Here is a 22484-nt window from a genome sequence, read left to right as displayed (position 1 = left end):
TGGGGTTGGCTACTCTGGTCGGCACCATGGACGGGCTCGGAGGGATGCGGCGTCGGCTAGTGCAAGGCCTTGCCTTGCTCGCAGCGGTGGTCGCCGTGTGCGCGTTCCACGGTTCGGCTTCCGAGCCGGGCGACACGCTGACTGCTGCAGCGCATGCCGTCGTCGTGCCGTCGGCCGATCTGGTCGGCCCGTTGCACCTGGACATGAACGACGTTCCGTCGGCGCTTCCGTCGGCAGGGCACCACGCGCACTTGCTCGTGGTGGGCCTCCTGGGTGCCTCCCTGACACTTCTGCTGGCGCTGGCCGTGCGCGCCGTGCGACTGGTTGCCTACGGCATCGGGGACCTCTGGCGCGGGGGGATCCGACTCGGTGCGGCTGATCCGCCCTGGCCGACTGCTCCGTCGTTGACACAGCTCTGCGTACTGCGGACTTAGTCCGGCGTACCTGCACAACTGGCTGAGCCATTCGTGCTCGCCTCGCCATGCCGTCGGCCGTTGCCGACGGGTGCTTCGCCGGTCCACCTGTTCGCACCTCGCATTCCTGTGGAGTCTCATGTCCATCACTCGTTCTCGCACGTTCGTTCTGGCTGTGACGGCCCTGGCAGGCCTGTCGCTCGCCGGCTGCGGTGGCGGCGCCCCGGCAGCCGCCCCATCGGTGCCCGCGTCCAGCAGTTCCGCTCCGGCGGCCAACCCGACGAGCCCGGCCAGCACGCCGGCCGCGAAGCCGACTGCATCCGCGCCGACGGTGGCGGTGGCGGGCGTGAACGTCGAGGTGACGATCAAGGAAGGCAAGATCGCTACCGCAGGCGGGACAGTGGTGAAGGCCAAGGCGGGACAGACCGTGCGTCTGGTCGCGACCAGTGACGTGGCGGACTCGCTGCACGTGCACGGTTATGACAAGACGCTCGACCTGGAGCCGGGTAAGACGGTGTCGCTGCTGTTCACGGCGGACATGAAGGGCTCGTTCGAGGTCGAGACGCACGAGAGCGCCAAGCTCGCCTTCCGCCTGCAGGTCGCCTGATGCTCCCGCTGCACGGGATCGGCGGCCGTCAGGACCTGCCCGTGCCACTCGAACTGGCGGTCGGTGGGGCCGCGGTCGCGATCACGTTGTCGTTCGTGATTCTCGGGCTGGCGTGGCGTAGCCCGAAGTACCGTGGAGCTGCCGCCGGACGCGCGCTGCCGGCAGCGGTGACGCGCACGATCGACGCGGGCTGGTTCCGCTGGGCTGTCCGGGGGTTCGGGCTGGCGCTGTTCGGGTACGCCGGGGTCGCATTGCTGTTCGGGGCAGATCGGCTGACTAACCCGATCTTCGGGTTCTTCTACATCCTCGTCTGGGTCGGCCTGGTGCCGCTGTCGCTGCTCCTCGGCCCGGTATGGCGGACACTGAATCCGTTGCGGACCCTGCATCTGCTCGCTTGCCGTCTGCTGCGTCAGGATCCGGCGCGCGGCCTGTTCACGCTCTCGCCGCGGGTCGGCGTCTGGCCCGCCGCGGGCGGGATTCTCGCCTTCGCATGGCTCGAGCTGGTGGCGCCGGACCTGGCGACGCTGGTCGTTGTCCAGTCGTGGCTGGCGCTGTACGTCGTGCTCATCGGGTTCGGAGCGGTGTTGTTCGGGCAGGCCTGGTTCGCGGCGGCCGATCCGTTCGAGGCGTACGCGACGCTGATGGCGAAGCTGTCGGTGTGGGGCCGGCGCGACGGCGCGATCGTCGTACGGCGTCCGCTCGAGAATCTCGACAGTCGTCTCCAGCTCCACGTTCTGGATCGCGTGGGCGCAGAACTCCGGGTACTCGATGACGCTGTTGGGCCGGCCGCGCTGGTTGCGTTCGTGTTGTTCGTGCTCATCACCTACAGTTCGGCGACGATCCTGGCCGGCCGCATGTCGGGCAGTTCACGCGCCGCTCTGCCGGGACTGTTCGCGCACTCGGTGGTGCCGATCGTGCTCGGGTACGTCGTTGCGCACTACTTCACGCTGTTGTGGCTGGAGGGTCAGCGCACGGTCATCCTGCTCAGCGATCCATTGAGCAACGGCGCCAACGTCTTCGGTACCGGACTGCTCGGCGTGAACGACGACATTGTGAACTTCACCGGCTTGATCGCGAGCATCCAGGTCGGTGCCGTCGTGATCGGGCACCTGCTCGGCGTCGTGTCCGCCCACGACCGCGCGGTCGCGCTCTTCCCGCGCGCGAGGGCCCTGGTCGGGCAGATCCCGCTGTTGATCGTCATGGTCGCCTACACCACCGGCGGCCTTCTCCTCCTCTTCTCTCAATAAAGGAACGGTATGAGCACCAACGCCAGGATTTCGGTGGGTATTGCGGTTGCGTTCGCTGTCGTCGTCGGAGTGCTGCTCGCGGTCAGTGGTCGTGAGCAGGAAGAGCCGGCGGCTGCGGCGGGCGTCAGTGAACGGATGGTGCGGCCGGACAGTCATCGGCTCGGTACGGCGGCCGACGGCAAGGCCACGTTCGTGGAGTTCCTCGACTTCGAGTGCGAGGCCTGCCGTGCGGCGTTCCCTGCCGTGGAGCAGCTTCGCAAGGACTACGCCGGGAGGGTGACGTTCGTCGTGCGCTACTTCCCGCTGCCGGGTCATTTCAACGCCGAGCGCGCCGCGCGTGCAGTCGAGGCCGCCTCGAAGCAGGGCAAGTTCGAGCAGATGTACCAGAAGATGTACGCGACCCAGGCTGAGTGGGGCGAGCAGCAGGTCCCGGCCGACGACCGGTTCCGCGGCTTCGCCAAGGAGCTCGGGCTAGACATGGCCGCTTGGGAAAAGGCGTACAACGACCCTGCGACGCTGGAGCGCATCAAGAAGGACGCCGCCGACGGTCAGGCGCTCGGGGTGAGCGGCACGCCGACGTTCTTCCTGAACGGCGCGAAGCTCGAACCCGAGTCCATCGAAGACCTCAAGGCGAGCATCGATGCCGCTCTCGAATAGCCCGGACGTTGCGGCTCCGCGCCACCCGGTGTCAGTGCCCAGGGAGCCGTCTCGGGCGCTGGCCTGGCTGCTGCTGATCGGTGGTGCCGTCGGCCTGACGGCCGCGGTCGTCCTGACAGTCGAGAAGATGGAGCTGCTGCGCGATCCGTCGTACGTGCCGTCGTGCAGCATCAACCCGGTGCTGTCGTGCGGGTCGGTGATGTCGACGCCACAGGCCGAGGCGTTCGGCGTACCGAACCCGCTGCTCGGGATCGCCGGGTTCGCGATCGTCACGACCGTCGGTGCCGCGCTCCTTGCGGGCGCGGCATTCCGGCGGTGGTTCTGGATCGGCCTCCAGCTCGGAGTGACCTTCGGCGCGGTGTTCGTGCACTGGCTGATCTTCCAGAGCCTGTACCGCATCGGTGCCTTGTGCCCGTACTGCATGGCCGTCTGGGCAGTCACGATCCCGATCTTCTGGTACGTCACTCTGCACAACCTGCGAAAGCCTGTCATCACGCGCTACCACTCCGTCGTGTTGACCGTATGGTTCGTGGTCATCCTCACGCTGATCACCGAACGCTTCTGGAGCTACTGGAGCACGGTTCTCTAGGACCACTGGCGCAGGCAGCGCGGCGGTCGGCCCTGAGACTCGATTTCGGGGTTCGCCGACGACTCAGGCGTGGCGGGGGTGTTCGTGGTCGGCGTGGCCGGCCGGTTCGAGTTGGAAGGTGGAGTGTTCGACGTCGAAGTGGGCTGCGAGGCACTGCTGGAGCCTGTCCAGCAGTTGTGGGGCGTGGCCGTCCTGGAAGCACCCGTCGTCGACGACCACGTGCGCGGTGAGCACGGGCAGCCCGGACGTGACCGTGTGGACGTGCAGATCGTGAACGTCGGAGATGTGTTCGATCTCCACGATGTGTCGGCGGATTTCCTCCAGGTCCAGGTCGGCCGGCGCTTCTTCGAGGAGCACCCGGGCGGCATCGCGGAGCAGCCGCAGTGCCCGCGGGATGACCAGGATGCCGATTGCGACCGACACCAGCGGGTCGGCTCGGAGGAAACCGGTGGTCGCGATGACGATCGCGGCCACGAGTACGCCGACGGAGGCGGCGGTGTCGGTGGCAACTTCCAGGAAGGCGCCTCGCAGGTTGAGGCTGGCGCCGCGGGCACGGAACAGGAACGCCATGCCGGCCAAGTTGCCCAAGAGGCCGACGGCCGCGAAGATTCCCATCGAGCCGGCCTCGACCTCACTGGGGTTGATGAGCCGCCGGATACCCTCGGTCAGCACGTAGATCCCGATTCCGGTGAGGATGAGGCCGTTGAGGGCGGCGGCGAGGATCTCGGCGCGCGCCCAGCCGAAAGTACGCCTGCCCCGTGCGGGGCGGGCCGCCAGTACAGTCGCGCCCAGCGCGAGGGCGACACCACCGGAGTCCGCCAGCACGTGCCCGGCGTCGGCGAGCAGTGCGAGGCTGCCGGACACGACCGCACCGATCACTTCGACCACGAGGATGGCCAGCGAGCACAGCAGCGCGCCGATCAGGGCTCCGCGGTGGCGTCCGGTGGCGGTGAGTTCGCTCTGACCGTGGCCGTGTCCGCTCATGCTGCGTTCGGCTCCGGTGCGTCGGTGGCCGGGTACTTGTCGGTGAACTGCTTGACGGCGGCTCCGCTGATGTCCGCGCAGTACTGACGGTATCCCTTCTGCGCCTCCGGCGGGCCGCCGCCCCAGTGCGACAAGGCGAAATCCTTTCCGGCCGGCCATGCGGGTCCGCCGTCCTTGGCCTGGTACGGCGCGGCTAGGAACTTCCCGCTCAGATCGGACGAGCTGTACGACTTCGCGATCTTCTCGACGGTGCGGAGCTTGTCGCTGTCGGCGGCGACCTTCTCGCTGTACCAGAGGATCGTGTAACCGTGTTCGAGGTTGTGCACCAGGTTGCCCATCGCCGGGCGGTCGGACGCGGTGTAGAACTTGCGCTCGAACGACGCCGGCACCTGGTAGTGCGGCCCCGACGACGGCGGCGAGACGGCGTACGTCAGCGGGGTCCCGTCCGGCTTGTGGTCCAGGTTGCCCTGGGTCTTGTCCTCGACGACCGCGTCGCAACCCGCGGCGTCGGCGGCGACCCCGAGCTCAGCCGTGGACGCGTTGCGGTCGCGACTGTCCTGGACCAGGCGCACAGCCGGATAGGCGACGATCGCCAGTCCGACGACGATCGCGGCCGCTACCACGAAGATCGTCCGCCTCCGGTCGGCGCGGGCCTGGGACTGCTGCATCTGTTCGATCAGCCGCTTCCGTTCGCGGCTGCTGTTTCTGCTCGACTTGTTCATGGATAACCGTCCAAGGTGGGTACACGCGGTCGCTACGGCGACCGTGCTCAGGAGCGAGGGGGCGAATCCGCCGTACGACGGCCCGGCGGTGGACGGCGCCGCCCTATATGCGAGCGATACCCAATGCTGCCGGCGTGCGGCAGGGCCGCCAGATCCCGTGCCGGCGTATGGGGGCGATCGATGCCCCCGCCGTCGAGAGCGGAGCGGGAAGCAGCCGCCGGCGCGGGAGTGCGGCGGCGCCCAGCAGGACCACCAGGAGCAGCGCAAGGCAGGCCGACAGGAGATCTCCGGCGGAGCGGTCACCGTCGCTGCGATGCCAGCCGGCGTGCATCCCGGCGTCCGGAGCATCCGCCTCCACGATGGCGAAGGATGCCGGCGCGGTGCTTACGGCCGATGCTCCGATGGCGGGCACAGCGACCTCGACGCATTGCGGACCGAAGACAACCAGCGCCGCGGCGACCAGCCCAGCGAGCACATGCGTCACGGTACGACGCAGAGCGGCACGGTCCGAGCTGGTCACGTCGCACAGCTTACGGATCGTCGGCCGCCACGCAAGCGTGTCGGCAGGAGGCCGGGCAGTGACCAAGCGCCTGATGCCGGTCCGGGCTCGGCCGACGGGCATCCGGGGCGGGTCGCCAGACCGGACGAGCGCCGTTCGGTGCTCGATCTACGGCAGTTCAGCCCACGTTCACGGGACGCGGTTCGGATGGCTGCATCCGTCCGCTTCCGTGTAGGAGAGCTGCCATGCGCGACCACGACCACGATCCTGACCACAGCCACGAGCACGTCGACTTCGAGATGGCCGACCCGGGCGACCGTGCCGTGGCCGGGCTCTCGCGCCGGCAGTTGATGAAGGTCGGCGGGGCCGGCGCGACCCTTGCCGCCGCGACTGCTCTGCCGGTCACCGCTCACGCAGCCGCTCCTTCACACACCGCGGGATCCTCCGGCCGTGGCCGGGTCTGGCGCGCCGGTGACCACCACATTCACTCGGAGTACTCGGGTGAGTTCGACACCACGAGGACCCCGCCGGTGTTCCACAAGGGCGCGGACGCGGTCTACCCGATCGTCACCAACGCGATCATGGCGAAGAGTTTCGGCCTGACCTGGGTGATGTGCACCGACCACGGCGGCCCGACGCACTCCAAGGTCAACCTCGAGCTGGCGTATCCCGATCTGCTGAAGTCGCGCCGCCTGGTTCCCGAGGTGTTGCAGTTCTGGGGGATGGAGTTCGACGCGCCGGCGATGGATCATCACACGCTGATGATTCCGCGCCGCGACAACGAGGCTCAGCTGCTGTACGACCTGGAGTCGCGTTTCGCGAAGCACGATCCGTTCCCCCGCGACCCCGCCCGGGACACCGAGGCGAAGATGGTCGAGTTCCTCAACTACGCCAAGAACCTCACCGGCAAGCCGCTGGTCATCGCCCACCACGCCTCTCGTTCGGCGACCGGACTGGGCGTGTGGGGCCAGGACACTCCGCGGGAGTTCCGGAACAACCAGGACGCCGCGCCGGACGTGTACGTCGGCTTCGAAGGTGCACCGGGCCACCAGGCCGGCCCGCTGTCGGGCGGTGCTCGCGGCGGTTACGGCAGGTACCCGACGCACGGCGGCTACGACCAGATGACCGCCATCGTCGGCGGCCTGTGGGACTCGCTCCTGGGCGAGGGCCGTCGGTGGTGGATCACCGCCACCTCCGACTCGCACGTGCACTGGACCCGTGGTGGGTCGGACTTCTGGCCCGGCGAGTACTCGAAGACGTACGTGCACGCGCGGCAGGACTACGGCGACGTGATGGACGGGCTTCGGACCGGGCGCATCTTCGTGACCACCGGCGACCTCGTCACCGGCCTCGACATCGCCGCCACGCACGGTCGGCACGTCGCCACCGTCGGACAGCAGCTCAGCGTGACCGACAGCCGGAACAACGACGTCGTCGTCGAGATCCGCTTCCGGCCGCTCACCGGCACGAACGCGAACGGAGACCGGCCTGAGGTGAATCGGGTCGACCTGATCGTCGGCGAGATCACCGGACCTGTGACCGATCGCGACGCCGCCACCAACCCCACCACGCGAGTGGTCGCCCGCTACGGCAAGAGCGACTTCCGCCGCGTCGGCGGCGAGTACGTCATTCGCCACACCCTGCGCGACGTCACCGCCAGCAGCTACATCCGGGTCCGCGGCACGAGTACGGACGAGGCCGAACCGGCCGCCGACGGCAAAGAGAGCCCGTGGGAGGATCTGTGGTTCTACTCGAACCCGATCTTCGTCAACGTCGCCTGAACACGACACGGTGAGCTGACGCACCATCGCTGAAGCGGGCCGACGGCAACGAAGACGGCGTACGGGAGATTGTGCTGCAGGGGCTCAAGTGCTGAGCCGGACGCGTAGTACAGCACGCCGGGTGATGATCCAACGGGGTGTTACGACTTGCGGGCGGCTACGGCTCGGCGCACGCCGTAGACGGCGGCCCCCAAGGCCAGCACCGCGGCGCCTGCGATCACCGCGGTGGCCGGGAGGGCGAAGGCCAGCACCAGGCAGCCGGTCAGCCCCAGGGCGGGGATGATCCGCGCCGGGCGGCCCTCGTCCGGACTCAGCGTCCAGGCGGACGCGTTGGCGATGGCGTAGTAGACAAGCACGCCGAAGGACGAGAAACCGATCGCGCCACGCACGTCCGCCGTCGCGGCGATCACCGCCACGACGACGCCGACCACGAGTTCGGCCCGGTGCGGGACCTTGAACCGCGGGTGGACCGCGGCCAGGGCGTGCGGTAAGTGCCGGTCACGAGCCATCGCGAGTGTCGTTCGGGAAACACCCAGGATCAGAGCGAGCAGCGAACCGAGCGCAGCGACGGCCGCGCCGACGCGCACGACCGGCACGAGCCAGTCGGCGCCCGAGGCCCGGACGGCGTCCGACAGCGGCGCGGCGGCATCCGCAAGGGCGCCGGACCCGAGCACCATCAGAACAGCGACGGCGACGGCGGCGTAGACGACCAGGGTGATGCCGAGCGCGAGCGGGATGGCCCGGGGAATGGTGCGCGCGGGGTCGCGGACCTCCTCGCCGAGGGTGGCGATGCGGGCGTAGCCGGCGAAGGCGAAGAACAGCAGACCTGCCGCCTGGAGCACCCCGGCGAAGGTGGCGTCGTCCCCGATGTCGAGCCGGGCCGCGTCTGCCGCAGAGGAGCTGAGAGCTGCGACCACCACGGCGACCAGCACCGCCAGGACCACGGCGACGACGGCCCGGGTGAACCAGGCTGACTTCTGTACCCCGCCGTAGTTCACTGCGGTCAGCGCCACCACCGCGGCGACCGCGACCGCGTGGGCCTGGTCCGGCCAAACGTAGGAACCGACAGTGAGAGCCATCGCCGCGCAGGAGGCAGTCTTGCCGACAACGAATCCCAGCCCGCCAAATAGCCCCAGAAATCACCGAGGCGTTCACGGCCGTAGACATAGGTGCCACCCGACGCCGGATAGCGGGCAGCGAGCCGCGCCGAGGAGGTGCCGTTGCAGTAGGCGACCACGGCGGCGAGCGCCATACCGATGAGCAGCCCGGAGCCGGCCGCATCGGCCGCGGGGGCAAGGGCGGCGAAGATACCGGCACCGATCATCGACCCCAGACCGATGACGACGGCGTCGGGCACTCCCAACCGCCGGTCGAGTTCGTCCGGCGTCCCCGCGGCGGTCGACGGCTTGCTCATGGCTCGCTCCGTAGGTCGTCAGGCGCAACCGAACTCCCAACGGAATCCGATATCGGAAGACGATACGTCACCCCCTGCACCGCCGTCGACCGCCCTGGGATGGAGTGGCCGGCCGCCCAGGCCGGCCGGAGATCAGGACTCGGTGTCGTCGCCAAGGACTTCGCGGGCCAGCTCCGCAAGCGCCCTACGGTCCTCCGCCAGCGCCTTCCGGCCGGCCTTGGTGGCTCGGTAGACCCGCCGCATGCGGCCGTCGACGATCCGTTGTTCGGACACCAGCAGCCCGTCGGCCTCCAGTCGGTGCAGCGTCGGGTAGAGCGTGCCGGGGCTGATCTGGTAGCCATGGCCGGCCAGTTCCTCGGTCATCCACGCGCCGTGGACCTCGCCCTCGGCCGCGTGATGCAAGATGTGCAACCGCACTGCACCCCGCTGGAACTCCCGCACTGCCGCCTCCTTACTGACGAAACCGATATCGGAATCCGATCGTACGCCCGGCTCGAAAATCTCGACAGCTCCGTCTCCCACGGCTGCTGCGGTCCGGATATCGTGAAACGACATCGGGTGCCGATATCTGAGCCGGCAGTCACCTGCCGGCTGACTGCCCGTTCCGGGAGGACGACCGTGCCAAGGAACCTCGAAGACTTCGAACTGCTCAACACCTCCTCGCAACTGCGTCGCGCCGCCCAGCACGTCTTCGAGTTCTACGACGGGGCGATCCCGCTGGACGAGTGCGAGCTGGTGACCATCGAGTCGTACGACCTGCTGGCCCGCACCGCCCACATCAGGCATCACCTGGTCCCACTCGCCGAGCGCTGGTCGATCGACCGGCTGCGACGGCTGGGCAAGCTCTCGCGGCGTCTGACGCACAGCACCCTCGAGGTGTTGTTCGTTGATGCCGACGACACAATTGCCGCTCCGATCGCCGCTGCGCTGTTGACCAGTTACGCCCGGGGCCGGCTGAACGTCGGATCGGCGGCGATCTCCCCGGGTACCGCGGTCGGCCAGGGTGTCGTGCAAGCCATGGCCGACACCGCCATCGACATCAGCGAGGCCTTCCCCAAACCGCTGACCGCCGATGCGGTTCAGGCAGCTGACGTCGTGGTGCAGATCGGAGCTCTCCCCGCGCTTGCCGGACTGACCGGGGCGCCCGGCGACACAGGGTGGGCGGGCGCGCTACAGGTCGCTGAGGACGACCTCCCGGTGGAGCGGCGCAGGCTGCTGCGGTGGGACAGGCCAAATCCGGCCGATGGCACGGCCGAGGCGATCGCGGCCGCCCGCGACGAGCTCGACCGCCGGGTCCTGCTGCTGCTCGCAGACCTGATGGTGACACCACGCCGCTGATCGCCATCCGGACCCCAGGTCCGGCCGCCGGGCCGACCGCTGGCGGCCAAGTCGGATCAGCCGCCTTGGCGTCAGCGATGGTGGCCGACGAGTTCGTGGGCTGCGTCGGCGTCCTGGGGAAGGGGCTCGGCGTGGATGGTGGCGGTGGTGAGGCGTCGTACGCCGTGGATGAGGTCGTGCTCGACCTGGTGGCTGAGGTGGTGGGCTTCGATGAGGGACAGGCTGGAGTCGACCGCGATGCGAGCCTCGGCGCGGAGCGCGTGGCCGATCCAGCGGAGCTGGATGCCGGTGACCTGGACGACACCCGGGGTGGCGCGGATGACTTCCTCGGCCTGGTCGACCAGGGCGGGGTCGACGGCGTCCATCAGGCGGCGGTAGACCTCGCGGGCGGCGTCACGGAGTACGAACAGGATCGCGATGGTGATCAGCAGACCGATGATGGGGTCCGCGATCGGGAAGCCGAGCCAGGCGCCGATCGCGCTGAGAACCACGGCCAGGCTGGTGAAACCGTCGGTCCTCGCGTGCAGCCCGTCCGCGACCAGAGCAGCAGAGCCGATCCGCCGACCGGTGCGGATCCGGTACTGCGCGACGATCTCATTACCCATGAAGCCGATCACACCGGCGGCGATCAGGACGCCGACGTTCCGCACGTCGCTGGGGTGGATGAAGCGCATGATCGCCTCGTAGCCGGCGTACGCCGCCGACGCCGCGATCAGCAGGACCACGATGATCCCGGCCAGGTCCTCGGCGCGGCCGAAGCCGTACGTGTAGGCGCGGGTCGCGAGCCGGCGGCCGAGGAGGAACGCGATCGCGAGCGGGATGGCGGTCAGGGCGTCGGCGTAGTTGTGCAGGGTGTCGCCGAGCAACGCGACCGAGTTGGTGAGGAACACGACCACCGTCTGGATCAGCGCGGTAAGCATCAGCCCGGCGAAGCTGATCTTCAGGCAGCGCATGCCTTCCTTGCTGGCCTCCAGGGCGGAGTCGACCTTGTCGGCGCTGTCGTGCGAGTGCGGGACGAAGATCTCCTTGAGCTTGCCGAGGAAGCCGTCGTGATGGGCAGGCCCGTGCCCCACCTCGTGCCTGTGGCCGCGTCCATGCCCGTGACCATGCCCGTGACCATGTCCGTGACCGGCCTGCGGCGTGTCGTCGCGGGCGTGCTGCTGTTCGTGTTCCGGCGTACTCATCGGCTCGTCCTGCTCGTCGGTGTGAAGGCTGCAGTGGACTCGGCATCAGGTGCGGCAGCGCCGGGGCGGTGGTGGTCGGGGAAGCCTCCGCTGGAGTGTTCGGCGTGGTAGATCGCGTCCTCGACCAGTTGGCCGGCGTGCGAGTTCTCGATCCGGTAGAAGACCTGGTTGCCCTGCTTGCGGGTCCGGACCAGCCGCGCGAGTCGCAATTTGGCCAGGTGCTGGGAGACGCCGGCCGGGGACTTCCCGACCGCGTCGGCCAGTTCGTTGACCGACCTCTCACCGTCGAGGAGCGCCCAGACGAGCCGCACCCGGGTGGCGTCGGACAGCATGCGGAAGACTTCCACGGCCAGCGCCACGTGGTCGTCGTCCGGTGACTGCTTACGTGATTGCGTATCTGCGCGCATACGCAGATAGTAAGCCTGTGTTCCGGGCCACCGCAACCGCACGAGGAAGGGTGTTCGCCGTGGAGTCCCTCAGCGCACCAGAGGTCGCAGCCGTTCGCAGGACATCGCGCTGAGCGTCGTCGTACTTCAGAAGAACGCGTTGGTCGGGAGAGTTGCCAGCAGCAGTGGGGTGCCGACCAGGAAGGGCGGCAATGCCGAGACCGCAGCAACCGCCGGGGACCATCGCTCGGGAGGCGGATCGAGCAGACGTTCTACACGGTCGAGTGTCTGGCCGCCGGTCGCGGCGAGGCTGCCGTTCGGGGTGTCGCGGCCGAGCACGACGATTGCGGTGGCCAGGCTGCTGCCGTCCACGAGTCGCCGGGCGGTGTCGTCGGCCAGCAGTTCGACCAGGTGCGAGGTTGCCTCGCGCAACCGTTGAAGCACGGCGATGCCTGGAAAGGCCGCTACGAGGAGGCCTGCCCAGCCGACGATCAGGTGATGACGACCGGCCAGGTGGGCACGTTCGTGAGCAAGGACGGCACTGATCTGGCGTGGTTCCAGCAGGCGTACCGCTCGATCGGTGATCACCACCTGTCGGGTCCCGGCCACGCAGTACGCCGCCGCAGTCACCGACGGGACGACGGTCGCATCGAGGTCTGGATCGTGACGTCCGAGCACCGAGAGCAGCTCCAGATGGCGCTCGCGCGTGCTTCTCCGGGCTCTGGTGAGTCGGCGGGCCGCCAGCACGAGGCGGGTAGACGCGAAGGCGAGGATCAGCAGACCGATCAGTACTCCCACGAGCGTCTCGGTGGGGGAGTTGCCGTGATCGTGCGGCTCGTCGCGGCCGATCGGCAGATAGCGCGCGGCCGACACGAGCTTGAGCGCGGCCAGGCCGATCGCGAATCCCGCGGATCCGATCGACATGTGCCACAGCGCGAGGGCGAGGGCCGGCGACCGGCGCGGCAGGTTCGACCAGGACAGCAGTCGCGGCGCACAGGTGGCGACGGTCGTCGCGTAGCCCGTCAGCAGGAGGACGTGCGTTGCGGCGTTCATGACTCAGGCCGGCCGGTACGGCGCCGGCCCCGCAGCGCGTCCCGCACCGCTGCCGCCTCTTCGTCGGTCATGTGGTCCACGAAGCGGAGCAAGGTGGCGACTTCGTCACCGCTGCCGGCGAGAACCTGCCGCATCAGTTCGGCGCTGTAGTCCTGCCTTGACGACGCCGGCCGGTACTGGTACGCCTTTCCGTCGAGTTCTCTGGTCAGCCAGCCCTTCCGGTACAGGTTGTCCAGGACAGTCATCACGGTGGTGTAGGCGAGCCGTCGCTCGGTGGTGAGGTCCTCGAGCACCTGCCTGACCGTGGCCGTGTGGTCCCAGCTCCACAACCGGTCCATGACGACTGATTCGAGATCGCCGAATCCCTGCACCGCTGCCTCCCGCTGCCGCGCTTGTTGCCCACTCACCGACGGAAGACGAGCAATTCGGTTCGTCCGCCGCTCAACGGCACGAAGTGGCCGCCCCGCAGTTCCAGACCGCGGTGAGCGAGGAAGTCCACGACCCAGTCGCGCGGTGTCAGTTGGTAGATGGTCGCACGGGAGGGCTCGCTGAGCCAGGTCGTCGTCACCGCGTCGTCCAGGCAGTGATCGGTGATCACGTCGAACGCGACCACGCCTCCCGGCCGGACGACCCGCGCCATCTCCGCCAGGTAGCCGAACGCGACGACGAACGGGATGTAGCAGAAAAGCTTGTGCGAGTGCACCAGATCGACCGATGCGTCCGCCGTCGAAGCGAGCGAGTGGCCGTCGGCGGGCCGCGCGATGAGTTCGGGCCGGATCTCGCGCAGATATTTCACCCAGTCGGGCGCCGTCTCGTACACCTCGTACTGCTTCGGGTGCAGCGTGTCGATCACTCTGCTCAGGTAGCGGCCTGAGCCGGGGCCGATCTCGCACACCCGGTCGAGGGGGTCGCTGAGGTCGCCGAGCCGCAGCATCGCGTCGACCGTTCCGGCTGTGGCGCCGGGTTCGGCACTGAACGCGTCCAGGTAGTCCTCGAGTGACTGGCCGGCTTTCTCCGCCGCCGCGATCGTCTTACGGGCAGGCAGAAACGGGCTGATGGCGGGATCCGCACTGTGGCCGCGAACAAGCTGCAGCCCCGCGGGCCGCAGAGCCCGATTCACCGCTGATCGCGCCCTCGCGAGCACCGACATGAGGCCCCCTCAGACCAGCGGCCAGCAGCCGCACCCCGCCCGATTCCCCACCAGTTAACGGGCACAGTCCTACGATTCGGAATAGTACTAAGAAACGTAGTGGGAGGAAAGGAGCTGCCACGGGGGTGTGCGGCACAGACCGTGAGATCGCCGCGGGGGATGAAGGAACTTGACGGATATGCGAGTCAGTCGTGGACGGTGGAGCCGGAGTACGCCGTGAAGCTCGATCCCCGGCTCAACGAGACCGGTGTGTTTCTGGAGCCCGCGAGCGTCGTTGCGAAGGCGTGGGACCAGATCGAGAAGGTTGGGAACCGGTCGTGGTTCGAGCCGCGGACGGTGCTGGTGACTGGTGCCGGTCGATCGGGTTGCTTGCCGCGCTGCTGGGCGTTCAGCGCCGGCTCGAGGTTCACGATCTCGACCGGGTGAGGTTTGGTCCGAAGCCGAGCTTTGTGGCCGACCTTGGCGCTGTTTACCACACAGGCGACGTGGCGGAGGTGGCGAAGCGGATTCGGCTCGATGTGGTGATCGAGGCGACCGGTGTGGGGCAGGTGGTGTTCGACTGCATTGCCGGGACGGCGACGTGCGGCGTTGTGTGCCTGACGGGCGTTTCGCCCAAGGGCCGGCCGCTGGCCCTGGCTGACGCTGGTTGGCTCCCGAGACTCATCACTCGCCGCATTCGGCTCGAACGGTTCGCAGACGCCTTCGACGCGCATCCAGAAGACGTCAAAGCCGTGCTGACCCTGAGTGGGCGCCCGCTTTGCATGAGGCGCGTGGTCGTGGGCACCGCAACCGAGGACCGAGCGGTGGTCGGCGCTATCGCGGAGGATCGTGAAGGCAGCCTGGGAGCCGGTGGCCTGGCCGTAAGGAGTCACGAAGAAGGAACGGAGCACTGCGGTGATGGACAACGAGAACGCGGGCAAGACTGGTCATGGTCATGGTCATGGTCATGGTGATGGACAGTCGCATGGCATGAGGATGTACCTGCGGTTCGGGGCGATGATCTTGACTGCCATGGTCGTCATGTACGGCGTGATGTTCGTCAGCAGCTGGCAATGGAGCCATATCCGGTTCAGCGAAAGCCGTGTGTACATGGCGCTCACCATGGGCGGCACGATGGGCTTGATCATGCTCGGCTACATGCTCGACATGTTCCGCAACACCAAGGCCAACCTGGGCGTCGTCGTCGCAAGTCTGCTCCTGCTCGGTGGTGGCGTCTTCCTCGACCGCAGCCAGACGACCGTCCAGGACAGCGGATGGATGAACTCGATGATCCCGCACCACTCGATGGCCATCACCCGGTCCGAGCGCGCCGAGATCTCCGACGTCCGGGTCTGCGAGCTCGCGAAGCAGATCAGCAAGGCCCAACGGAAGGAAATCCTGGAGATGATGTGGCTCATCGAGGACATCGAGCGCAACGGCGTGGCCGCCACGGCCCAGGACGCACAGGCCCGGCCTGTTCCCAGCTTCGAGGAGGCTGCCGACCGTCAGTGCACCGCCGGATGAAATCATCGGTCCCCTTCACGCGAAGAACAGCAGGCCGCCTCGTTCTTCAGCGCTGCGCGCCGTCGGGAACTTCGCTGGCGGACTGCTGGGAGGCGCTGAAGGTCTCCGATCCGCGCTGAACGTGGCGCTGCACCTGGCCGGCGGAATCGTGCTCGCCATGATGGGCCTGGAACTGATGCCCGAGGCCCCTCAGGGTCTCTCCGGCCTGGATGTCGATCGCCGAAACAGGACCAGCGGGTGAGTCCATGTCCTCGACGAACGGTTGAGAAATCAACCGGCGGGCACCCGCAAGGCATGGCGGGTACGTCATTCATCACCGGCCTCTGGTGCCCGGGCCGGCGCTGCTCCACGCGGGCGGTCGTCAAGCTGGCTCGAGGAGGCGGCGCGGGCGGCGGTTCGTCGGTGAAAGCAGGTCCACGCCGTACCGGGGAGTTCGTCGGCTCCGAGCTTCGGTACCACCCTAGGCGGACGCAGTTTCGCCGCCGGGAGGTCTCCTGGGCGTCATCGGTACTTCGGCGCCGCTTGGCCGCCGGAGTTGCCGACCGCAACTGTCGAGATGCGTGTAGCCGGCGGCCAGGGGGATGGTGCCTTCTAGGCGGGTTCCCGGGGCTGTTCAATCGGCCCCAGTGAGTCGAGCAGGGCTTGGCACGCCTGCTCGCAGCGGTGACATGTCGCCGCGCAGATTCTGCAGTGTTCGTGCATGTCGGCGTGTCGTTCGCATTCGTCGCCGCAGGTCCTGCAGGCAGCGGCGCATGCTTCGAGAACGGTCCTTGTCAGGTTGGCGTCGTACCCGGTGTGACGCGACAGGACGCGGCCGGTCGTGTCGCAGAGGTCCGCGCAGTCCAGATTGTCACGGATGCACTTGGTGAGTTCCGCGACTTTGTCTTCACTCAGGCAGGCGTCGGCGCACGCGGTGCAGGCTTGGGCGCAGTCGATGCATGCCTGGATGCATGCACTGAGCTTCCCTTGGTCCACCTGCCCAAGGTCCTTCGGGTAGGTCTCTAGCATTTGCTCGACGACGGTCATGGGAAACCTCCTCGGGTGTCAGCAACGCGGCCGTGCGCTGATGCCGGCCGCCGTACGTGCACTCGGTCGGTACCCGGGGAAGCTGCGTACTCACTCACCTGGGCCGCTCATTTCGGCGAGTGCGAGCGCCTGGGGCCCGCTCCAACCTGCCCCCCGCACGGCCTGAACACCAGCTCGCGGGCGTATACGTCGGCGATGGCCGGATCGTCTCGAACGACATCGGCGACGAAGTCCCCGGCGAGGGCGGTGTGTACCTCGTCGACTTCGGCCTCATCGAATCCAAGTGGGGCTCCACCTATCTCGGTTGGGCATCGCCCATCTACTCAACTACCTGAAGGACAACGACGTGTTCAGAAGCAGCGCGTGGACTCGCCACCTGGTGATCCTGCAAGATCCGGGCGTCAGCCCCAACACCAACGGGCTGCCAGGGTTGCCCGAAGTAAGAACCCTGGCCGGCGCGACGATCACCTTCGCGCTGGTGACCTGCGTCGTTGCCCTGATCATCTCCGCGGCGGCATGGGCCTTGGGCAACATCAACGGCAACGCGCACTACGCGAGCAAGGGCCGGATCGGCGTCCTCGCGTCGCTGGGTGCTGCGATCCTGATCGGCTCGGCCAACAGCCTGATCCGCTTCTTCAGCGGCATCATCATCGGCTGAGCGGGGGCATCGCATGGCGTGGAAGGACTGCCTGCTCGATCCCGAAGAGTGCGGCAAGGATGTGATCGCCCGTACGGCCTGGGACTCGATTGCGAACTGGTTGGCCAAGGGGCTCACGGACATGTCGCTCAAGGTGTTCGAGAAGGTCAGCGCGAGTACGACGCCGGACTTCAACCAGCGGTGGTGGCGGGAGAACTTCGACCTGATCGTCACGATCTCGCTGCCGCTGCTGGTCGTCGCCTTCGTGCTGCAGTGCGCGGCAGCGGCGATCCGGCGCGAGCCCGCTCGCCTCGGACAGGCGCTCTTCGGTGGGCTTCTCGGTACGGCCGGCGTACCGTTCGCGGTCGCGGTGATCAGCGCCTGCGGTCGGATGGTGGATCAGCTCTCGATGACGATCCTCGGTAACAGTGCGTCGGCGACCGCTGGGTTCCGTCGGATCATCGACATCACCAAGGTGCTGGCGACGATGAACCCGCAGGGCGGGTTGATGATCACGGCGATCCAGCTCACCAAGATCCGGTGGCGCGGCGCGTGCACGATCATGTCCGGGACGCTGGAAGATCCGGACACCGGCCGGACGATCGAGTTCCGGAAGCCGTCGAGATCGACCATGTCTACGCGCTGAAGGCGGCCCGGGACATGACCCGCCGCGCAGTGGACCGCTGCGCGGCGGGTCGAACTCACGAACGACCGAGCGTTGAACTTGGTCGCGGTCGACCGGCCGACGAACGCCGGCAAAGGGGACCAATCGCCGGGCGAGTGGATGCCGCTCGCCAAGGCCGCCCGATGGCCGTACGTGCCGCGCTGCCTGCGGGTCGCGAACAAGTACGGGCTGCCGGTCACGTGGGCGACGCCGGCGCGGCGAGGGCGATCCTGCCAACCTGCGGCAGCACGTGGCAAATCGTTCGTTGCCGCCGGCTGTCAATGCTGAACCTGCTTCGGCTGGATGTCGCGCTCTTCATACCCCGCGACGAGTTCCCAATGTCGTGAGCGCCGTTAAACGCCCGAACATTGTGAAGGGCTTGCAAATTGTGAATCGCGAGCGGACGCAGCGGAGGCGGCGCAGTGCAACAATTTTCATGACCTGATTCGCCAGACCACCGGAGGGAGTGATCGGAATCCGCGCATCGATCGTCGTCGACTCCAGTTCGTCAGGAGTCGTGCTCGGGTGGCTGCTGTTGATCGTGTGCTGGGTGGTCGTCGCGTCCGTCGGCGGACTTGTGTGGTTCGTTTTCAGCGTCTACGGCGACCACTTGTTTCCTGATTATGAGGTCGATTCTGGGTGGTCGGCCGCCGCCACGCTGTTGAGGTCCGCGCTGAAGATCGTTGGCTGGGTGCTCGTCATCATCGCGGTCTTCCGGACCCCGTTGGACGCCTCAATCATCAACCGGAGCTTCGTAGACACAGCAATGCAGGCGCTGGCGCTTTGGCCCGCGGCTGCGGCATCCACGGCGCTGACCATTCTTGTGGCCATGATGCTTCCGGGCGCGAGCGGCAAGCTGTTCCGCAGTCTGCCTGTTATTGGGAGCCTGGTGCTCAGCGGGGTGGCAATGGGTCTGCTGTTCTACCTGTCGAACGCAGTGGTTCAGGACGGCGGGTTCGGCGCCGTCATCTTCCTCGGCGGCTATGGGCCGTTGATGCTGGTGTCGGTGCTGTTTCTCGCAGCCTCGATCGGGTGGGGCTTCTTCGCCGGCATCATCCATCCCCGCGCAGGTGGCGTCCGGACCGTGCTGTTCGCGCTCGGCCTTGTCGCCACTGTCGCGTTTATCGACTCGCATGGTCCTCTGCAGGTCCCGATGCCTGGCGTCGAGCCAGTGACCGTCTCACTCGTCGCAAGTGCGCTGGGCGGGTGGGGAGCGCTGGCATTGTTCGTTGCGGGCGTACTCGGGATCGTGCTTCCTGTCGACACAGACGAGGCGGCGAGCTGACATGCACACTGTTGGCGTCATTCTCGAGATCCTCGGCACGATCGTGGTGATCCTCATTGCCTGCCTCTTCGGCTTGGTTGGTGCGCTCGCGGCGCTGCTGGCCGCGGTACCGGCCGTGCTGGTGGCTTGGGGTGTGGACGCGTTCTGGGACACGGGCTTCATAGACGCCCTGGCCTGGGCATGGACGATCTGTACCGGCATCTGCATCGCGCCAGCCGTTGGGATTCTCAAGTCTGTCGGCATTCTTGGCTGACCGCTCGGCCGGGCCGAGCGCGCGCCGGGCATTGCCGTGAAGGCCTGGGACATGGCGATCGCGATCGTCCCCTTAACGCTAGTCGTCGACGGACACGTCCTGATCATCCCGAGGCTGCACGTCGTCCACGCCGGTCAAGATCCGCAGGTCGCTAGTGACACGATTGCGTGCACGGCCGAGCCGGCATCCTGCACGACAGCTTCGAGCTGATCACCAGCGCAAGCCGCGCCGCAACGCAGTCGATCGACCACCTGCACATCCACCTGCCCCAGTCGTCGGATGACGGGCTGATGACTCCGTGGGGAACGATCCAAAGCGACGACCCAACAGGGCCCCGCTGGTGCACGGCCGCACAGAGCGATGATCAGACGGTTGACGACAGAGTCGGGGATCAGGTCCGGTAGAGGCCGTCGTCGCCGGTCGTTTCGCGGTCTGGCCCGAGCTGATCGGTGTGATGGTGATCTCGTACTCCTCGCTGGGTTCCCACACGACCGCGTCGTAGTGGGTGGCCCGAGCATGTGCGAGAACGCGCACAAGGTGACGTCCCGGGTTGGATGGTGTGTAGACCGGGTACGCCCGGTTCTCTCCCATCAGCGGGGAGCACCCACCCAGCGGAGTCGTTCGGCGGGTCGTGCCCGGTCGGCATCCGCTCGTCTTCGGGCCGGGGGCGCCGACCTCTTCGACGCGCTGCCGTACCTCCACGGATCCCTGGTACGACACTTCGAAACGATGCCTGCCATCGATCCGATCGCGAGCATCGAGTCGGCCAGCCCGATGTTCAGGCGCTTGCAGGAGCAGGCGACCTCCGGCGCGAAGGTCACTGCCACACCGAGGTCGGACAGGCTGTTCGGGCGGTTCTTGGCAGGCTCGAGCCTCGATGGGTATGGCCCCGAGAGGTCACGGACGCGGCTGGCTGGAGCCGTGTTGGCACCCCGTCAGCAGTTCGGCGCCTGACCGCGATCCTGACTGGGATGGTCGCGGCTGTCTCAGCTGTTGCGGGATTGGTGGGCCCTCAATTGAGAACGGTCTTTGCGGCGGGTGAGTCTGAGGAGTCCGCGGTCCGCGTATTCGCCGAGGACTTCATAGTGCCGCCGTGGAGGTCCGAGCAGGTGTGGCTGCCGACAGGGAGCTCAGGGTCAAAAAGTTGTCGGCGGCATCCGTTGAGTTGCTGTGGCCTGGGGCGGATGTCCTGGGTTGCGGGTTCCAGGACTGAACGGAGGCTGCAAGTGGATGAGAAGGTGTCGAAGCGCGACGGTGTGCGGGCTCGGGTGGTCGAGTTGGTCACTCGGGCTGAGGCGATCGTTGAAGCGCTCGAGGGCTAGCGCTGTCGACGGCCGGTGGGCGATGACGGCGTTCAGCAGGTACCGGATGTGCGAGTTGCTCGAGATCCCGCCGTACGTCATGCACCACGGTGGTCTTGTGGGGGACCCGGTGGCGCTGCTCGATGAGGCTGCGGGGCTGGCTGATCAGATCGAGGTACCGATCGAGGATCTCAGTTGGAGGCTGGCGCTCGGCGATGCGTTGCGGATGGCCGCGGCTGACGTTCGGAAGGTCCGGGATGCGGGCGACCTATGATGGCCTGCTGCGCACGGCGAGGCGGATTGCTGTGAGCGCCCAGCGCGGGGTCTATCCGGACGGGTCCGAGGTGCTGGCTGACCGGGGCGCGGCACTTGCCGCGACCACGAATCACTTGCGGTGGTTGCGCGGACTTCTGAGATCAGCGCCTGAAGCATCCGAGGCAGCAGGGCGCTCGGAGAACTCCTTGGGTCGTCTGGCCAGGCCATTGGTGCCGGTGCTGACCTGTCCGACGGTACATAGCTGGGCGGCCGTGGAGCGTGGCGTTCTTTGATCTGAAGGGTGCGACCGACGCGGCCCGTCGGATAGCGGCTACCTCGGCGCTGTCCGTCGTACGGCGGATCCGCGGCTGCGGATGCCTGCGCCGTGCCTCGAGTTGGTCTCCGGGAACGGCGATCCAGGACAGGAGTTCGCCGGCCTTGGCCGTTGAACTGCACAGCCGATCCATCAGGAGGTTGCTGTGGGCAAAGAACGGGTGCGGGCGGAGGATCTCCACCGCGTGCTGGATGCGGACGTGGGCAAGCTGAAGTCGGGTTCTGACTGGGCCAGGTGGCTGGACGCGGCCGCCTTGTTCCCGACGTACGGCTTCGGGAACGTCGTGCTGATCAACCTCCAGATGCCCCAGGCGAGCTGGGTCGCAGGTGCCCAGGTGTGGGAGAAGCTCGGGCGGCGGGTGAACGCGGGACAGGCCATCCGGATCCTGGCACCGCTTCGTTCGTGGACAGCTGTGGCCGCGGGGTCGGATGCCGCCGGCCGGACGCAAGGAGTCGAAGGCCGGGTGATCGGATTCCGGGTCAATGCCGTGTACGACGTGACAGCCACAGTTGGGCCGCCGATCTATCTTCCTCGACCGCCGGTGGATCAGGACAGGACCACCGCAGGCGTGCTGTGGGAGGCGCTGGTGCGCGAGGCCGCGGCTGGCGGGTTCGCGGTCGACGTTCGGGCGACTGGGGACGCATCCGAGGGATTCACAGACTACGAGGCGCGGCGGATCGTAGTCGCGGACCATCTCGACGACTTCCGCGCGGCCGCGCGCCTGGCGCACGAGGTCGGGCATGCCCGGATGCACTCCCCGGCCGGTACCGAGGAAGCAGGCCGCCTGATGTGCCGCGGCCTCCGTGGAATTGAGGCCGCCTCGGCCGCGTACGTCGTACTGGCGCACCACGGGCTGGGTGTCGACACGGATTCGTTCGACCACATCACAGGCTGGGCGAAGCTGGTCAACCCGAACGATCCGGCGGCCGTGCTCAAGGCAACCGGCGCCCGTGTCGTGAACACAGCCAGACAGCTGATCGCCGCGACGGACAAGCACGTAGACGCTCAGCGGACGCCGCTCGGCCCGGTTCCGGCGCGGCCGCTCGACTCGGCCTTTCTGGCTCCTGATCTCGATGGCCCGGCGCTGTGAGGTGACCTGCCCCATGGGAGCCAGTGAGCGGGTCGCCGTCCTGCGGCGCGCGCGAGAACGACAGGCGAGGATCGAAGCCGCGACAACCCGAACCATCAAGGCCCAAGCATCT

27 protein-coding genes and 1 pseudogene are annotated in these 22484 nt (G+C 67.6%); 15 read left to right on the top strand and 13 right to left on the bottom strand.

Features of this window, described 5'->3' with window-relative positions; translation table 11 throughout:
• Positions 1 to 5 precede the first annotated feature (5 nt).
• From ABD255_RS18870 to ABD255_RS18850, 5 genes are all read left to right on the top strand, one after another.
• A complete protein-coding gene (locus ABD255_RS18870; RefSeq protein ID WP_344215633.1) occupies positions 6 to 434 on the top strand; it encodes a hypothetical protein in 429 nt (142 codons plus the stop codon).
• A gap of 118 nt (positions 435 to 552) precedes the next feature.
• Positions 553 to 1020, top strand: a complete 468-nt coding sequence (locus ABD255_RS18865) for a hypothetical protein (protein ID WP_344215631.1) — start codon at positions 553 to 555, stop codon at positions 1018 to 1020.
• The gene (locus tag ABD255_RS18860) at positions 1020 to 2267 is read left to right on the top strand and encodes a hypothetical protein (protein WP_344215630.1); all 1248 of its coding nucleotides are present in this window, start codon (positions 1020 to 1022) and stop codon (positions 2265 to 2267) included. The genes ABD255_RS18865 and ABD255_RS18860 overlap by 1 nt, the downstream gene beginning before the upstream one ends.
• Positions 2268 to 2300: 33 nt before the next feature.
• Entirely contained in the window at positions 2301 to 2924 is a 624-nt protein-coding gene (locus ABD255_RS18855; protein WP_344215628.1) for a DsbA family protein, read from the top strand.
• A gap of 34 nt (positions 2925 to 2958) precedes the next feature.
• Positions 2959 to 3513, top strand: a complete 555-nt coding sequence (locus tag ABD255_RS18850; protein WP_344215626.1) for a vitamin K epoxide reductase family protein — start codon at positions 2959 to 2961, stop codon at positions 3511 to 3513.
• A 63-nt stretch (positions 3514 to 3576) separates the two neighbouring features.
• Here the strand turns inward: ABD255_RS18850 and ABD255_RS18845 are convergent, their stop codons facing one another.
• From ABD255_RS18845 to ABD255_RS18835, 3 genes are all read right to left on the bottom strand, one after another.
• A complete protein-coding gene (locus tag ABD255_RS18845; protein WP_344215624.1) occupies positions 3577 to 4497 on the bottom strand; it encodes a cation diffusion facilitator family transporter in 921 nt (306 codons plus the stop codon).
• On the bottom strand, positions 4494 to 5219 hold the full coding sequence (locus ABD255_RS18840) for a DUF3105 domain-containing protein (protein ID WP_344215622.1): 726 nt from the start codon (positions 5217 to 5219) through the stop codon (positions 4494 to 4496). The genes ABD255_RS18845 and ABD255_RS18840 overlap by 4 nt, the downstream gene beginning before the upstream one ends.
• Positions 5220 to 5322: 103 nt before the next feature.
• Complete coding sequence (locus ABD255_RS18835) at positions 5323 to 5739, bottom strand: hypothetical protein (protein WP_344215620.1); 417 nt, start codon at positions 5737 to 5739, stop codon at positions 5323 to 5325.
• Positions 5740 to 5963: 224 nt separating this feature from the next.
• Between ABD255_RS18835 and ABD255_RS18830 the strand changes: the two genes are divergently transcribed.
• Positions 5964 to 7499 (top strand): CehA/McbA family metallohydrolase domain-containing protein, encoded by a 1536-nt coding sequence (locus tag ABD255_RS18830; RefSeq protein WP_344215618.1) that lies wholly within the window; start codon positions 5964 to 5966, stop codon positions 7497 to 7499.
• A gap of 140 nt (positions 7500 to 7639) precedes the next feature.
• On the opposite strand, the gene ABD255_RS18825 is transcribed toward ABD255_RS18830, so the two are convergent.
• From ABD255_RS18825 to ABD255_RS18815, 3 genes are all read right to left on the bottom strand, one after another.
• Complete coding sequence (locus ABD255_RS18825) at positions 7640 to 8578, bottom strand: APC family permease (RefSeq protein WP_344215616.1); 939 nt, start codon at positions 8576 to 8578, stop codon at positions 7640 to 7642.
• Entirely contained in the window at positions 8503 to 8913 is a 411-nt protein-coding gene (locus tag ABD255_RS18820; RefSeq protein ID WP_344215614.1) for an APC family permease, read from the bottom strand. The genes ABD255_RS18825 and ABD255_RS18820 overlap by 76 nt, the downstream gene beginning before the upstream one ends.
• A gap of 132 nt (positions 8914 to 9045) precedes the next feature.
• On the bottom strand, positions 9046 to 9354 hold the full coding sequence (locus tag ABD255_RS18815) for an Rv3488 family transcriptional regulator (RefSeq protein ID WP_344215612.1): 309 nt from the start codon (positions 9352 to 9354) through the stop codon (positions 9046 to 9048).
• 177 nt (positions 9355 to 9531) lie between these two features.
• Between ABD255_RS18815 and ABD255_RS18810 the strand changes: the two genes are divergently transcribed.
• Positions 9532 to 10251 (top strand): arsenate-mycothiol transferase ArsC, encoded by a 720-nt coding sequence (locus ABD255_RS18810; protein WP_344215610.1) that lies wholly within the window; start codon positions 9532 to 9534, stop codon positions 10249 to 10251.
• A 71-nt stretch (positions 10252 to 10322) separates the two neighbouring features.
• Here ABD255_RS18810 and ABD255_RS18805 read toward each other — a convergent pair whose 3' ends face one another.
• The 5 genes from ABD255_RS18805 to ABD255_RS18785 form a co-directional block, all read right to left on the bottom strand.
• On the bottom strand, positions 10323 to 11435 hold the full coding sequence (locus ABD255_RS18805; protein WP_344215608.1) for a cation diffusion facilitator family transporter: 1113 nt from the start codon (positions 11433 to 11435) through the stop codon (positions 10323 to 10325).
• The gene (locus ABD255_RS18800; protein WP_344215606.1) at positions 11432 to 11842 is read right to left on the bottom strand and encodes an ArsR/SmtB family transcription factor; all 411 of its coding nucleotides are present in this window, start codon (positions 11840 to 11842) and stop codon (positions 11432 to 11434) included. Before ABD255_RS18800 ends, ABD255_RS18805 begins: the two co-directional genes overlap by 4 nt.
• A gap of 126 nt (positions 11843 to 11968) precedes the next feature.
• Complete coding sequence (locus ABD255_RS18795) at positions 11969 to 12874, bottom strand: M56 family metallopeptidase (protein ID WP_344215604.1); 906 nt, start codon at positions 12872 to 12874, stop codon at positions 11969 to 11971.
• A complete protein-coding gene (locus ABD255_RS18790) occupies positions 12871 to 13281 on the bottom strand; it encodes a BlaI/MecI/CopY family transcriptional regulator (RefSeq protein ID WP_344215602.1) in 411 nt (136 codons plus the stop codon). The genes ABD255_RS18795 and ABD255_RS18790 overlap by 4 nt, the downstream gene beginning before the upstream one ends.
• Positions 13278 to 13994, bottom strand: a complete 717-nt coding sequence (locus ABD255_RS18785; protein ID WP_344215600.1) for a class I SAM-dependent methyltransferase — start codon at positions 13992 to 13994, stop codon at positions 13278 to 13280. The genes ABD255_RS18790 and ABD255_RS18785 overlap by 4 nt, the downstream gene beginning before the upstream one ends.
• Positions 13995 to 14183: 189 nt before the next feature.
• Between ABD255_RS18785 and ABD255_RS18775 the strand changes: the two are divergent.
• Both ABD255_RS18775 and ABD255_RS18770 read left to right on the top strand, forming a co-directional pair.
• Positions 14184 to 14977 (top strand): annotated as a pseudogene (locus ABD255_RS18775) (MDR/zinc-dependent alcohol dehydrogenase-like family protein).
• Positions 14922 to 15527, top strand: coding sequence for a DUF305 domain-containing protein (locus ABD255_RS18770; RefSeq protein ID WP_344215838.1), 606 nt, complete (start codon positions 14922 to 14924; stop codon positions 15525 to 15527). The pseudogene ABD255_RS18775 and the gene ABD255_RS18770 overlap by 56 nt, the downstream one beginning before the upstream one ends.
• Positions 15528 to 15573: 46 nt before the next feature.
• On the opposite strand, the gene ABD255_RS18765 is transcribed toward ABD255_RS18770, so the two are convergent.
• Together ABD255_RS18765 and ABD255_RS18760 are read right to left on the bottom strand one after the other, a co-directional pair.
• On the bottom strand, positions 15574 to 15837 hold the full coding sequence (locus tag ABD255_RS18765) for a hypothetical protein (RefSeq protein WP_344215594.1): 264 nt from the start codon (positions 15835 to 15837) through the stop codon (positions 15574 to 15576).
• Between the two features lie 281 nt (positions 15838 to 16118).
• Positions 16119 to 16553 (bottom strand): four-helix bundle copper-binding protein, encoded by a 435-nt coding sequence (locus ABD255_RS18760; RefSeq protein ID WP_344215592.1) that lies wholly within the window; start codon positions 16551 to 16553, stop codon positions 16119 to 16121.
• 346 nt (positions 16554 to 16899) lie between these two features.
• Between ABD255_RS18760 and ABD255_RS18755 the strand changes: the two genes are divergently transcribed.
• From ABD255_RS18755 to ABD255_RS18730, 6 genes are all read left to right on the top strand, one after another.
• Entirely contained in the window at positions 16900 to 17211 is a 312-nt protein-coding gene (locus ABD255_RS18755; RefSeq protein WP_344215590.1) for a DUF6112 family protein, read from the top strand.
• A gap of 13 nt (positions 17212 to 17224) precedes the next feature.
• On the top strand, positions 17225 to 17836 hold the full coding sequence (locus tag ABD255_RS18750) for a hypothetical protein (protein WP_344215588.1): 612 nt from the start codon (positions 17225 to 17227) through the stop codon (positions 17834 to 17836).
• A gap of 535 nt (positions 17837 to 18371) precedes the next feature.
• Entirely contained in the window at positions 18372 to 19139 is a 768-nt protein-coding gene (locus ABD255_RS18745; RefSeq protein ID WP_344215587.1) for a hypothetical protein, read from the top strand.
• 1 nt (position 19140) lies between these two features.
• On the top strand, positions 19141 to 19392 hold the full coding sequence (locus tag ABD255_RS18740) for a hypothetical protein (RefSeq protein WP_344215585.1): 252 nt from the start codon (positions 19141 to 19143) through the stop codon (positions 19390 to 19392).
• A 1344-nt stretch (positions 19393 to 20736) separates the two neighbouring features.
• Positions 20737 to 20967 carry a hypothetical protein gene (locus tag ABD255_RS18735; protein WP_344215583.1) on the top strand — a complete coding sequence of 77 codons (231 nt, stop codon included), beginning with the start codon at positions 20737 to 20739 and terminating at the stop codon, positions 20965 to 20967.
• Positions 20968 to 21427: 460 nt separating this feature from the next.
• Complete coding sequence (locus tag ABD255_RS18730; protein WP_344215581.1) at positions 21428 to 22372, top strand: M78 family metallopeptidase domain-containing protein; 945 nt, start codon at positions 21428 to 21430, stop codon at positions 22370 to 22372.
• Positions 22373 to 22484: the final 112 nt, after the last annotated feature.

Origin of the sequence: Kribbella sancticallisti (genome assembly GCF_039530625.1) — a bacterium.
Classification (GTDB): Bacteria; Actinomycetota; Actinomycetes; order Propionibacteriales; family Kribbellaceae; genus Kribbella; species Kribbella sancticallisti.
This window is presented reverse-complemented; position numbering and strand designations above follow the sequence as displayed.